The sequence below is a fragment of the Acetobacter sp. AN02 genome (assembly GCF_029759835.1).
GTDB lineage: Bacteria > Pseudomonadota > Alphaproteobacteria > Acetobacterales > Acetobacteraceae > Acetobacter.
In genome coordinates this window covers 17,815-31,112 of the sequence record NZ_JAJJND010000025.1, presented here as the reverse complement: position 1 = coordinate 31,112, position 13,298 = coordinate 17,815, and the positions used below count along the sequence as shown (strand labels likewise).

The window sequence follows — 13,298 nt, the reverse complement described above, 5'->3', positions numbered from 1 at the left end:
GCACGGCTTCACGCAGCATAAGACAGGTCAGCCTCAGCCCTATGATCCGCAAAATGCCCAACCCGACAGGCTGCTAGAGAGAAGATACTTCTTGATCTTTGGCAGGTCCCGACATAGATAAAGCCCATAAATCACGACCCGGTGCCGTACATCCGGGTCAGAGAGGATTTTCCAATGTCCCTCACTGATGCGGACACAGAGACTGTCCGGACGACTGATCCTGCCGCCTTTATCATGAATGGTGCGTCTGACCCTGCAGCGGTCCTCAGGCGCGCCCGTGAATCTCTGGGGCCGGAAGTTGCGATCCTGTCTTCCTTCGGGGCCGAATCTGCCGTGCTTCTGGCTTTTGCGGCTGAGGCCGATCCCGATTTCCCCGTTCTCTTTCTTAATACCGGGCAGCATTTTCCCGAGACGCTCGAATATCGGGCGGCTCTGGCGGACAGCCTGGGGCTGCGGAACGTGATCAATATCAGCCCTTCAGAAAAAGCGATCCATGATCGTGATCCGGAAGGACAGCTCTGGGCCTTTGATCCTGACGCCTGCTGTGCCCTGCGCAAGGTTGAGCCCATGAATCTGGCTTCCGCCGGATATCGTGCTCTCGTGACGGGCCGTAAACGTTCTCAGGCTATGACACGTCATCGCCTGGAAATCGTGCAGACGGAAGCTGATGACTCCCTGCGTATCAATCCGCTGGCGGACTGGACGCCGGAGGAGCTTGAGGCTGAAATGACCCGTCGCAATCTGCCCCGCCATCCCCTCACGCAGCGCGGCTATCCCTCTATCGGCTGTGCGCCCTGCACGCAGCCCGTCGGAGAGGGAGACGACCCGCGCGCCGGTCGCTGGGCCGGATTTTCCAAAACCGAATGCGGTATTCACCGGGCGGTGTGAGCCGCCCTTATCCTGTTTCTGACCTCTATCGGAAGAATCTCATGTCAGCCGATCATCTCGACCAGCTAGAGGCGCAGAGCGTCTTCATTCTCCGCGAAGCCTGGCGCAAGCTGAAGCCCCTTGCCATGCTCTGGTCCCTGGGCAAGGACTCCAACGTGATGCTCTGGCTGGCGCGCAAGGCCTTTCTCGGTCACGTGCCCTTCCCGGTCATGCACGTGGATACGGAGATGAAATTCCCGGAAATGTATGATTTTCGGACTGAATATACGAAAAAATGGAATCTTGATCTTCTGCTGGGATACTGTCCGCCGGTTGAGGAGATGGACCCGACCCTGCCGCCGGCCGCGCGCTCTGCCGCACGCAAGACAGCCGGTCTGGCCGCGATGATCGAAAAGCATAAACTGCAGGGCGTGATCGCCGGTATTCGTCGTGATGAGCAGGGCACCCGGGCGAAAGAGCGCGTATTCAGCCCTCGCGGGTCCGGCCATAAATGGGATATCCGGAACCAGCCTCCGGAATTCTGGGACCAGTATGCCACCCCGCACGAGGACGGTATGCATATCCGCGTTCACCCGCTGCTGGCATGGCGTGAGATCGATATCTGGCGCTATATCGAGCGCGAGGGTATTCCGGTCGTCGATCTGTATTTCGCGAAAAACGGCAAGCGTTACCGCTCCCTTGGTGACAAGAACATCACGTTCCCGATCGACAGCAATGCCTCCACCATTGCCGAAATCATCACCGAGCTTGAAACAACCAAGACCTCCGAACGCGCCGGTCGCGCCATGGACAACGAGACCGAGGATGCTTTCGAGCGCCTTCGTGTCGCCGGGTATCTCTGAGAACGAGGATCAGTCAGCACTATGAACGAAGTTCTCACCACGGCCGGTCTGGCCTCTCTTGATGCCGCGGATCGTGACAGCGCGCTGGATGCCGCGACACCTATCGTGATCGTCGGACATGTGGATCATGGCAAATCCACGCTGATCGGCCGTCTTCTGCATGACACGGATAATCTGCAGGAAGGCAAGGTTGCCCAGATCATTGAATCCTCCCGCAAGCGCGGTCTGCAGATCGAGTGGAGCTTTCTCCTCGACAGCCTGCAGATCGAGCGCGATCAGGGTGTGACGGTCGATTCCACACGTATTCCTTTCCGCCTCGGCAGCCGCCAGTTTGTGATCGTGGATGCCCCGGGTCACCGCCAGTTCCTGCGCAACATGATTACCGGCGCGGCTGATGCCGATGCTGCCGTTCTTGTTGTGGATGCACGTGAAGGCGCTCAGGAACAGACCCGCCGCCATGCGATGCTGCTCCGCCTGATCGGGATCCGGCATGTGATCGTGCTGCTGAACAAGGTGGATCTGCTGGAGTTCGACCAGGAGAAGGTACGCGCCGTCGAGAAAAGCGTGACGGAACTTCTGACGCAGCTCGATATCCGGCCGTCCCTGTTCGTTCCCGCCTCTGCCCGCGACGGAGACAACATCGCCAGCCGTTCGGAGCGTTCTCCCTGGCATACGGGCCCGACGCTTGTCGAGGCACTGGCTGCCGTGCCGTCAGCGGAATCCCGGGCCGGTCTTCCCCTTCGCATGCCGGTTCAGGATGTCTATCGTTTCGATGACAAACGCTTTGTTGCCGGACGCATCGAGCGCGGCCAGGTGTCGGTCGGCGATACCGTCATCATCGGAGCCCAGGGCAGCCGGGCGCGTGTTGCATCGGTTGAACGCTGGTCCGCGCCCGCTCGGGATACGGCGTCTGCGGGCGAATCCATCGCCCTGACGCTGGAGCCGGATGTCATTCCGGATCGTGGCGACCTGCTGTTCTTCCCCGGTGAGGAGCCGCTGCGGTCCGCACGTGTCCGTGCCCGCCTGTTCTGGCTGCGTCAGGAGCCGCTGCGTGTCGGAGAGACCTTCCGTCTGCGTCTGGCAACAGCCGAGCACCAGGTGACGGTCGCATCGATTGATTCCGTAGTTCAGCTTGATGATCTGAGTGAGGCTAAGGCGGATGAAGTACCGCCTGAAGGGTTCGCCGAGATTACGCTGGCCGTGGCCGAGGCGATCCTGTTCGATCCGTTCACGCCCGGCACGACAGACGGACGGGGCGTTCTGGTTGACCGCAATCAGAAGATTGTCGGCGGGGCACCGCTGATCGGTCCGGCTGAAATCGGTGGTGATGCCGCCATTTATCCCTCAGGCAGCACGCTCAATGCAGCGGATCGCAGGAAGACACGCGGGCATGATGGTCGTGTGGTCTGGCTGACGGGACTGTCCGGCTCAGGCAAGAGCACTCTCGCACGTAAGGCGGAGCAGATTCTGTTTGAGCGCGGAACCGATGCGGTTGTGCTGGACGGTGATACCCTGCGCACGGGCCTTTGCAGCAATCTTGGATTCAGCGAGGCTGACCGCCACGAGAATGTGCGCCGGGCTGCAGAGGTTGCGAAAATCCTTGCCGAGGCAGGTCATGTCGTTCTCGTGACACTGATCTCCCCGCTGGCGAAAGATCGCGCTCTGGCACGGCAGATCATCGGTGAACGGTTTGATGAGGTCTTTGTTGCCGCATCCGTTGAGGTCTGTGAGTCCCGCGATGTGAAGGGGCTGTATGCCGCTGCACGTGAGGGGAAAATTCAGGACTTCACCGGTGTCAGTGCGCCTTACGAAGCTCCTGAATCTCCGGCTCTGAAACTGGAAACAGGCAGTGCCGGTATCCCGGAGCTGTCCGCAAGGCTGGCCGATTTCGCGGCTGCCCGTTCGCGCGGCTGAAGGCCCTCTCCCCGCCCTGATCAGGTTCCGGCCTGATGGCGGGGAGATGTCTTTTTGGAAATCTCGGCTTCTGGCCCTTTCCTGCATTTCGTAACGCCCTATTGTAAAAGGGAAACGGTATGTGAAAAGCCGGGAGCCTCTGATGCGAATCCTCATTGTCGAAGACGATCCGACAGTCCGCAGTTTCATTGTTCGTGGCCTGACGGAAACAGGCCATGTGGCAGATCAGGCAGACAACGGAAAAGACGGTCTTTTTCTTGCGGTCAGCGAGAAATTTGATGTCATCATTCTGGACCGTATGCTGCCCGGCGGCATTGACGGTCTTAAAATTCTTGAAACTCTCCGCAGCCAGAAGAACAGCACGCCAGTGATCGTGCTGTCGGCGCTCGGTGACGTCGACGATCGTGTTGCCGGTCTGAAGGCGGGGGGAGACGATTATCTGACTAAGCCTTTCGCGTTCAGCGAACTGCTTGCCCGGGTCGAGGCGCTGGGACGACGGGGACGCAGCGAAAGCGCACCTCAGACACGGCTGGAAGCCGGTGGTCTTGAAATGGATCTCCTGTCCCGTTCAGTAAAACGTGACGGGCAGAAAATTGACCTCCAGCCGCGTGAATTCCGTCTCCTGGAGTTTCTGCTGCGTCATACCGGCCAGGTTGTCACCCGTACGATGCTGCTGGAGGGAGTGTGGGACTACCATTTCGATCCGCAGACCAATGTAATTGACGTTCATGTCTCCCGGCTCCGTCAGAAAGTGGACAAACCGTTCGAGACGGCTCTGATTCATACCGTTCGCAATGCAGGCTACATGCTGCGTGCAGACTGACCCCTCCCTGCCCTCCTCTGGCCCGGCAGATACAAAGATCGGATCGCCTCGCAATTTTCTGGCGCTCCGGTCGTCCGGCGTACGATTTGCCATCGTCTATGCTCTGCTGTTCTCGCTGTCCGCCGTCCTGTTTCTCAGCGTTATATGGTGGGGCACGGTCGGGCTGCTTGAACGACAGGTTGAGAATTCTGTCGTTGCCGATCTCCGTGGTCTTTCAGAACGATGGACCGAGGGCGGGCTGCCGGCGCTGACGGTTGCCATTGAAGACCGGCTTGAGGATAATTTTGATCACGATGCGATCTATCTTCTGATGGATCCGCATAATCATCGGATTACCGGCAATCTTCTGGTCTGGCCTGCGGATGTCACGGCTTCGGATGCGTGGTATCAGCTCTCGATCCATCGTCCTGGTTTCCATAGTGTGGCTCAGGCTCAGGCTCAGGCTCAGGCACTGACACTGCCTGGCGGCTACCGGCTTCTGGTCGGGCGGGACGTCCGTGGCCGCCTCATGCTGCGCAATCTTCTGGCCGATACGCTGCTCTGGGCACTGGCGATGATCACGGCGCTGGCCCTTGGCGGGGCCGTTCTGGTCCGCTCGATGCTCCGGCGTATGATCCACTCGATTGCGAAAACAACCTCGGCCATCGCCCATGGCGACATGTCGCGTCGTATGCCTATGCGCGGCAGAGGAGATGAACTGGACGAGGTTGCGGAAGCCATTAACGAGATGCTGGAGCGGATTTCACGTCTGATGGACGGTGTGAAGCAGGTTTCCAACTCGATTGCTCATGATCTGCGCACACCGATCACCCGGGCGCGTACGCGGCTGGAATACGCCGCGCATCATGCGGAAGATGAGACGGCGTTGCGTCAGGCGATCGAGCATGGCGTCGACGATCTCGACCGCATCACTGTCGTATTCGACGCCTTGCTCAGAATCACGCAGATTGAGGCAGGCTCCCGCCGATCTGCCTTTGCCTGTTTTGATCTGGTCCCTGTTCTTGAGGATATTGCCGAGCTGTACGAACCGGTGGCGGAAGAAAAGAGCATCGTTCTGTCTTTACGTCTTCCGGCCGTCCTTCAGTTTTATGGCGATCGCATGATGATTCAGCAGGCTGTCTCTAACCTCCTGGATAATGCCCTGAAATATTCACCTCAGGACAGCACCGTCACAATTTCTGCGGCTGCCGGAGCGAATACCGGCGGAAACGGGATTGCGCTGTCTCAGGAGCAGATCGTCACTGTTGCCGTAACGGATCAGGGGATCGGCATGAGCTGGGAGGAACTGGCCAGGGCACCGGAGCGATTTTTCCGTGCGGATTCGGCACGCAATACACCCGGGTCCGGCCTGGGCCTGGCTCTGGTCCAGGCCATCGTGCAGCTGCATGGCGGAGCTCTGCGTTTCTCGCAGCGCAATCCCGGACTGTCTGCCGAAATGGATCTGCCGCTGACTGCGTCAGAAGTCAGAAACGGCAGATCCGAGAAAAAATCAGAGAAAAAGACCTTTGCGGTCAGTCATCCAGAAGCCGGTCCCTGATCCTCGGCGGGCTGGCCGGTGCGGGCAGCGGTTCAGCCCGCGCGGCTGAGCCGCGTCCGGACAGGGACGGATGCGTCATAAACCATTCGTGGGCTGAGAACGGCCGGTTTCCCGGGCTGAGACGCCTCCAGGCACCGTTTCGCTCCAGTATCCAGGACTGCAGGTTATCCTTGAGATTCATGACCATAATCTGGTCCAGAACCTGCGCGTGAACCGTCGCATTCGTGATCGGCACCAGACTTTCCACACGCCAGTCCATATTGCGTGTCATCCAGTCGGCGGAGGAAATATAGACCTTTGCATCCCGTGAAGGCACACGATGGCCATTCCCGAAAACATAAATGCGCGAATGCTCCAAGAAGCGCCCGACCACGGATTTGACGCTGATATTCTCTGACAGGCCGGGGACCCCCGGGCGCAGACAGCATATGCCCCGGACCACGGCAGCAATCTTCACGCCGGCACAGGAGGCTTCATATAATTTATCGATCAGGGGAGGATCGACGAGCGCATTCATTTTCAGCCAGATCGTTCCCGGACGCCCGGCTTTTACATGCGCGATTTCCTCATCGATCAGTGACATCAGAGTTGAGCGGCAGGTCAGCGGGGAGAAGCTGATGGCCTCCATCCGGCCTGGAGTGGCGCAGCCCGTCACGTAATTGAACAGGCGGGCGGAATCCCGGACGAGTTCCGGATTACAGGTGAAGAAGGACAGGTCCGTGTATATCTTCGCCGTGATCGGATGGTAGTTGCCTGTTCCGAAATGGGCGTAGGACCGGACGCTGCCGCCCTCACGCCGGACGACAAGGCTCAGTTTTGCGTGGGTCTTGAGATCGGCAAAACCGAATACAACCTGCACGCCCGCAGCCTCAAGCGCACGGGAGAGGCGGATATTCGCCTCTTCATCAAAGCGCGCACGCAGCTCCACCATTGCCGTGACGGATTTCCCGGACTCAGCAGCCTCAATAAGCGCCTTTACCACGGGGCTGTCGCGTGAGGTCCGGTAGAGCGTCTGCTTGATGGCAATCACATTCGGATCAAGCGCGGCCTGACGCAGGAACTGCACCACGACATCGAAGCTTTCGAACGGATGATGAACCAGCAGATCCTTCGCACGGATGGCAGCGAAGCAGTCGCCGTTGAAATCCAGAATACGCTCGGGAAAGCGAGGCGTGTAGGGACGGAACAGCAGATCAGGCCGGTCATCGACGATCATCTGCTTGAGATCGACAACGCCAATGAAGCCGGGGTGAATCAGTACTTCTTCCGGCGGCAGATCCAGTTCGTCAATGACGGCATGGGCCAGTTCTTCCGGGACGCGTGATTCCATGTCGAGATGGATCACCACGCCACGACGACGCTGTTTCAGTGCTGTCTCGTAGGAGCGGACCAGATCTTCTGCCTCATCCTCAAACTCGACATCCGTATCGCGGATCACGCGCAGAACACCGCTTTCCGCAACGGCGAGGCCCGGATAAAGCTGATCGACACACAGAGAAATCAGATCCTCAAGCAGGACGAAGCGAATCTTCGGCGGACGTCCGGCCTCGCTCGGAAGGCGGATGAAGCGGTCCACCTGCTGCGGAAGCAGGATCAGACCGTTCATGGCAAATGCGCCCGTATCCGCCGAGACGAGGCGAAGCCCGAGCGCCAGCCCCATATTCGGGATGAAGGGCAGCGGATGAGCCGGATCGACCGCAAGCGGGGTCAGCACCGGAAAAACCTTGTCCATAAACCAGGAGATGAGCCATTCCCTGTCCGCGTCGGAAATCTCCTTCACGTTGCACAGCATGACACCGGCTTCGGAAAGCTTCTCCCGCAGCTCAATCCAGACGGCCTGCTGGCGACGAAGAAGACGTGCGGACCGTTCACGCACGGCGACAAGCTGCAAAGCAGGTGTCAGCCCGTCCGGAGAGACCGTAACCAGCCCTTCTCTCTCCTGCCCGACCAGACCTGCGACACGGACCGAATAGAATTCATCAAGATTATTCGCGCTGATGGACAGGAAACGCAGACGTTCGAGAAGCGGATTCCGGTCGTTTTCAGCCTCAGCCACGACACGCTGGTTGAAGGCCAGCCAGGAAAGTTCGCGATTGATGAAACGCTCGGGGGAATCTGAGGGAATGCCTCCGGATGCAGCCGCCCGGTCAAGCGTTACCACCTCCTTCTCCGACTGCCCGGCAGCCGCGGTTCCTGCCTTGCTCTGCACCGCACGTGTCACACGTCTGCGGGCCTGTCCTGCTGCCGGCTTGTGCACTTTCACTCCCCCGATACCCTTTTTTGTCACGACACATCCTGATCTTCGCACAGACCTCTTAGGAAGATGCTTCTGTCCTGTCATATGACAATTTAGCGTCATCCGGGGTGTGAAACAGATACTGCATCTCTCTTATATCAGGCAGACGCCCCCTTTCCTGTATCCGACGCTCCAGAAGATCGACAGCCCGCAGGAGTGCTTCCGCCTCACGCGGGAGGTTCAGGAGCAGCCACTCCGTCAGCGTGTTCGGAACCGTCATCTGCCTGTCCGCACACAGACGCAGCATCAGGCGCCGGAGAAAGACATCATCCGGTTCCGGCAGGATGATGGCAGACGTCGCACGGATGCGGCTGTCCAGATCGGGCAGCTCTCCGGGCCATCCGGATGGAGAACTGCGTGCCGCAAGCAGAAGCCTGCCTCCGCGTTCCTTCATCAGATTGATCAGATGCAGAGTGATCTGCGGTGTTGTGGTCTGATCGGCATCATCCAGCACCACTGACATATGCTCCAGAGACAGGACGGCCTGCTCGTCCAGCTCTGCCCCCTTGAGATACGCAGCGCCCTGCCGCTCCGCCCACAGATGCACCAGGTGTGTCTTGCCCGATCCCGCCGGGCCGGTCACCAGCAGCCGTCCCTCCGGCCAGGCCTTCGTTCCATTGTCCGAAAGCCACTCCCTTGCCTCTGCATTCTGCTCGGAACACATGAAACTGCCTGCGGTGAACCGGCTGTCACGCCGGAAGGCCAGAGGGATCTGAACCGGAAGCCCCGGATCGGGAGAAAATTTCTTTTCGTTCTGACTCATTTTCTGTTCCGCTCTGACCGTCGGGCCTAGTCGCCGGGCCGGTGCTGGCTTAAACGGGGACAGCCGCATTCTTTTTACTGCTGACGAGAACCGACCTATGTCCCTTCCCCCCCGGACTTCTGGCCTTACATACCGCGATGCGGGTGTGGATATCGAGGCTGGCGACTCTCTTGTTGATGTCATCAAACCTGCAGCCCGTGCAACGTCCCGCTCCGGTGTTATGGGCGGACTTGGTGGATTCGGTGCGTTGTTCGATCTGAAAGCAGCAGGCTTCTCGGATCCGGTTCTTGTTTCCTGCACTGATGGTGTCGGCACGAAGCTGAACATCGCCATTGAAACCGGGCTGCACGATACGGTCGGTATTGATCTGGTGGCGATGTGCGTTAACGATCTGGTAGTTCAGGGTGCTGAACCTCTGTTCTTCCTGGATTATTTCGCGACCGGACGCCTGAGTGTTGAGGATGCAGCCCGCGTAATACGCGGAATCGCCAGCGGCTGCCAGGAATCCGGCTGTGCTCTCGTTGGTGGCGAGACGGCAGAAATGCCCGGGATGTATGCCCCTGGTCACTACGATCTTGCGGGATTTTCCGTGGGTGCCGCAGAACGGGACAGACTTCTCCCCGGAGCTCTGGCCGCCGGGCAGACACTGATCGGGCTGCCATCTTCAGGTGTGCATTCCAACGGATTTTCTCTGGTCCGGCGTATTAAGGATCACGCCGGTCTGGACTGGACATCACCGGCGCCATTTGCTCCCGGCAGAACGCTCGGAGAGGCGCTGATGACGCCGACGAAGCTGTATGTGAAACCCGTGCTTGATCTTCACCGCGCAGGTCTCATCACGGCAGCAGCACATATTACCGGCGGCGGTCTTCCGGGTAATCTTCCACGTGTTTTCCCGCAAGGCGTTAATGCCGTTATCGATACACCCTGGGATATTCCTCCGGTTTTCAGATGGCTGGCACAGGCGGGCAATGTCGCGTCTGAAGAGATGCTTCGTGTCTTTAACTGTGGCGTTGGTATGGTCCTCGTCACATCGGAGCCTGACCAGGTTCTGGCAAGATTATCTGAGGCTGGTGAAGAGGCCTTCCGACTGGGTGAGACCGTTGCAGGAGATACTGATCAGCCTTCTTCTCTCACGATAAAAACCGTGCCTGATTTCTCTCTGTAATGAGCCGCAGTGTGAAGAAAATTCGTGTCGGAATTCTGATAAGCGGACGCGGCAGCAATATGACAGCCCTGATTGAGGCCTGTGCACGTCCGGAATATCCGGCATCGGTGGCCCTTGTCATCAGCAATAAGCCGGATGCTGCCGGACTTGAGGTCGCGCGTCAGGCGGGGTGCCCGACGCTTGCGATTGATCACCGGCCATTCGGAAAAGACCGTGCAGCACATGAACATGTCATTGATGCTGCCTTGCGGGAGGCCGGAGTGCAGGTTGTCTGCCTTGCCGGATACATGCGGCTCCTGACCCCGTTTCTGACGCAGGCATGGTCAGGTCGTATGCTGAATATTCATCCCAGCCTTCTGCCGGATTTTCCCGGGCTGCATACGCATGAACGCGCTATCGAGGCAGGAAAACGCCAGCACGGATGCACGATTCATCTTGTCACGGAAGAGATGGATGAAGGACCGGTTCTGGCTCAGGCCAGCGTCAATGTCCTCCCCGGGGATACACCGGACGACCTTGCCGCCCGTGTTCTTAAAGAAGAGCACAGGCTTTACCCGGAAGCGCTGGATACGTTCATCCGGACGCATTTTCCTGAAAGCTGAGCAGAGGGCGGGCGAAATCAGGCCCGCCCGTTCTTCTCAGGATTTGCGGGAGGAGCGCGCTCCGGCGGCCTTCTTCCGAGCCGGGGCCGACTTCACAGCCGCCTTTTCTTCAGCGAGACGGTCAAGACGCTTCTGCTTGCGGGTTTCCTGCGTGATCCGCAGCTTCTCCACGGCACTCAGCTGGCGGGGCTCCGCTTCTGCCTTGCGACGGCCGCGTGCTGCTGCAACGGGTGCTGCCTTTACCGGGGCAGATGCCTTCGTCGCAGCTGCACGTTTACGCGCGGCAGGAGCAGGCTTTTCTTCCGCTGCCTTACGGGCACGGGTCGGCGCAGCAGTTTTTGCCTTTGTGGCGACTTTCTTCACGACCTCTTCAGCAGGCTCTGCTTTTTTACGTCCGCGCGCCGGGGCTTTCACCACCTGACGGGCCGCAGCCGGTTTCGTCTGGGAAGCCGGTTTCGCCGTACCTGCGCGCTTCGTTGATGCTCTGGCCATATCTGTAAGCTACCTTACCAATCAGTAAATTTCCGGACAGGAGACGGATCTTTTCCGGAGTTCTTCCCCTTCCCGCAGGAAGCCCAGCATATAGCTGTCCCTGAGAAGATTACTTACCGGCTCCGACCCGATCTAACCTGTGTTTATTTTTCAGTACATTCAAAAAAAAACCCATGCAATATAAATATTTCCATAATCATTCCCATTACTAAATTATACGTCTCGGGAAATTTTTCTTATTTTTATAAAATACATTATATTATAAAGGATTTTACAAAATTATTTTTTCTTATGATTGCAGTGGGATGCTTATAAAATATTTTTGCATAAGAGAAACATTTTCTTCACGCTTCCGAAATTGCATAACAGACCAGCTGTTACATATTCTGATCATATCCGGACATATTCCGGAAACGCATGGTATCCGGGCCTCACTCGCGATTTGTGTGAATGCATATTTCCGCGCCTCATTCTTTCTTCTATAAAGTGATTGAAAACTTAAAACCCGGGACGTTTTTCTTCTCTGCCGGAATATCCGCCCAGAACCCGGGGCAAGAAAATGAACTGGAACCACAATGACGGTGTTAAGAAAAACGCATACTGCACCAGTTTTTTTTGCAATACTTCTTCTTTCCGGCTGCAGCAGCACCCAGCAGGCAACTCCCGGAGCCGGAGGCAGCCCTGCCGCTCAGCCTCAGGCCGGGCAGCCGGGGCTGACGGGCTATTCTCATGCCCCCGACTTTGCCACTCTGAATTTCGAACCGTTTAACCGACAGGATGTCGTTGCAATTGCCTTGCGCGAGTGGCGTCTTTTCGGAATGCCGGTCAATGATGACGATCCTGAACTGCGCCCTGAGCCTCAGACCGCGGCAATAAAGCCCGAGCGTGCACCCGGCCTGTGGCAGCGCGTCGGGGAGTACTGGTGGACGGGGCAGGATCCCTACGCGACTGAAGCCTCCTGGACCGGGAAACATAATTCATCCGGATCTCTGACAAACTTCGTGCACGACGGGCGTTTTGCCTGGTCTGCAGCTTTCATTTCATATGTCATGCGTGTTGCAGGTGCGAACGGACGTTTCGTCTATTCTCCTAATCATGCCACCTATATTAATGCAGCGGCATCCGGTCAGGCCTCCGGACTGAAAGCGCAGGATCCTGCGCTTTATGCCCCGAAACCCGGAGACCTGCTCTGCGTCGGTCGCGGAGCCTCGCGTAAAGTCAGATTCTCAGACCTGCCTACGTCCTATGGCTTTCCGGCACATTGCGGCATTGTTGTCGCCACCGGGCAGAATGGCCAGCCTTTCGGCCGCCAGCTGAGCATTATTGGCGGCAATATCGATGACGCAGTCGCCCTGACACATGTTCCGACGGATGCGAACGGTATGGTGAGTTCATCGTCAGGACAGAGCTACGACTCCCGCTATCCATGGTGCGCTGTTCTGGAAGTGATCTACGACGCCGAGACAGAGCCCGACGCCGGACAGTAAGGCGGACGGGGACCGTTCAGCTTTGCCGCCAGGGAAGTCCCGAAGCTTTCCAGCCGGCGGCAAGGCCGCGGTGCCCCGCAGCATCCGGCGGTCCCTCAAATCCGTCTGAAACATTGAAACTGTGACTGAAGCCCGCGTTGATTGCGGTCTGAGCGGCCACATTACTGCGTGCGCCTGAACGGCAGATAAAATAAATCCTGCTTTCCGGTGTAATTCCTGAATCACGCAGCTGCCCGACAAACGAATCGTTAATCTGTCCGTCCGGCATCTGCCAGATGATGCCGCAGGCCTGACGTCCCAGCGGACTGAGGTCAGGAATACCGACAAACTGCCACTCAGCGGGTGTGCGCACGTCCACAAGCCATGCTGTTTCATCAGCTTCCAGAGCAGCCCATGCCTCGGCTGGCGAAATCTGTGGTATCATCCTTGTCTCCTTCTCCGGCTCATGCACGGTTCGTGTGTGAGTATATTCAGGTTTTCCGGCAG

General features: G+C 58.1%; 12 protein-coding genes. 8 read left to right on the top strand and 4 right to left on the bottom strand.

What is annotated here, in order from left to right; translation table 11 throughout:
• Positions 1-174 precede the first annotated feature (174 nt).
• The 5 genes from LOC54_RS04870 (at position 175) to LOC54_RS04850 (ending at position 6,004) form a co-directional block, all read left to right on the top strand.
• Positions 175-888: a phosphoadenylyl-sulfate reductase gene (locus LOC54_RS04870; RefSeq protein ID WP_408740296.1), complete on the top strand. Its 714-nt coding sequence runs from the start codon at positions 175-177 to the stop codon at positions 886-888.
• Between the two features lie 41 nt (positions 889-929).
• Positions 930-1,730 carry a sulfate adenylyltransferase subunit 2 gene (gene cysD / locus LOC54_RS04865; RefSeq protein ID WP_279312710.1) on the top strand — a complete coding sequence of 267 codons (801 nt, stop codon included), beginning with the start codon at positions 930-932 and terminating at the stop codon, positions 1,728-1,730.
• Positions 1,731-1,751: 21 nt separating this feature from the next.
• Entirely contained in the window at positions 1,752-3,644 is a 1,893-nt protein-coding gene (cysC, locus tag LOC54_RS04860; protein WP_279312709.1) for an adenylyl-sulfate kinase, read from the top strand.
• A 142-nt stretch (positions 3,645-3,786) separates the two neighbouring features.
• Positions 3,787-4,467 (top strand): response regulator transcription factor, encoded by a 681-nt coding sequence (locus LOC54_RS04855; protein WP_279312708.1) that lies wholly within the window; start codon positions 3,787-3,789, stop codon positions 4,465-4,467.
• A complete protein-coding gene (locus LOC54_RS04850) occupies positions 4,457-6,004 on the top strand; it encodes a HAMP domain-containing sensor histidine kinase (protein ID WP_279312707.1) in 1,548 nt (515 codons plus the stop codon). Before LOC54_RS04855 ends, LOC54_RS04850 begins: the two co-directional genes overlap by 11 nt.
• On the opposite strand, the gene LOC54_RS04845 is transcribed toward LOC54_RS04850, so the two are convergent.
• Entirely contained in the window at positions 5,979-8,345 is a 2,367-nt protein-coding gene (locus tag LOC54_RS04845; protein ID WP_408740295.1) for an RNA degradosome polyphosphate kinase, read from the bottom strand. The genes LOC54_RS04850 and LOC54_RS04845 overlap by 26 nt on opposite strands.
• A complete protein-coding gene (locus tag LOC54_RS04840) occupies positions 8,320-9,063 on the bottom strand; it encodes a chromosomal replication initiator DnaA (protein WP_279312706.1) in 744 nt (247 codons plus the stop codon). The genes LOC54_RS04845 and LOC54_RS04840 overlap by 26 nt, the downstream gene beginning before the upstream one ends.
• A 97-nt stretch (positions 9,064-9,160) precedes the next feature.
• Here LOC54_RS04840 and purM point away from each other — a divergent pair, with 97 nt between their 5' ends.
• Both purM and purN read left to right on the top strand, forming a co-directional pair.
• Positions 9,161-10,231 carry a phosphoribosylformylglycinamidine cyclo-ligase gene (gene purM / locus LOC54_RS04835; protein ID WP_279312705.1) on the top strand — a complete coding sequence of 357 codons (1,071 nt, stop codon included), beginning with the start codon at positions 9,161-9,163 and terminating at the stop codon, positions 10,229-10,231.
• Positions 10,231-10,833: a phosphoribosylglycinamide formyltransferase gene (gene purN, locus LOC54_RS04830; protein ID WP_279312704.1), complete on the top strand. Its 603-nt coding sequence runs from the start codon at positions 10,231-10,233 to the stop codon at positions 10,831-10,833. Before purM ends, purN begins: the two co-directional genes overlap by 1 nt.
• Positions 10,834-10,869: 36 nt before the next feature.
• Here the strand turns inward: purN and LOC54_RS04825 are convergent, their stop codons facing one another.
• Positions 10,870-11,325 (bottom strand): hypothetical protein, encoded by a 456-nt coding sequence (locus LOC54_RS04825; RefSeq protein ID WP_279312703.1) that lies wholly within the window; start codon positions 11,323-11,325, stop codon positions 10,870-10,872.
• A 575-nt stretch (positions 11,326-11,900) separates the two neighbouring features.
• Here LOC54_RS04825 and LOC54_RS04820 point away from each other — a divergent pair.
• Complete coding sequence (locus LOC54_RS04820) at positions 11,901-12,812, top strand: DUF2272 domain-containing protein (protein WP_279312702.1); 912 nt, start codon at positions 11,901-11,903, stop codon at positions 12,810-12,812.
• A gap of 16 nt (positions 12,813-12,828) precedes the next feature.
• Here the strand turns inward: LOC54_RS04820 and LOC54_RS04815 are convergent, their stop codons facing one another.
• Entirely contained in the window at positions 12,829-13,236 is a 408-nt protein-coding gene (locus LOC54_RS04815; protein WP_279312701.1) for a rhodanese-like domain-containing protein, read from the bottom strand.
• Positions 13,237-13,298: the final 62 nt, after the last annotated feature.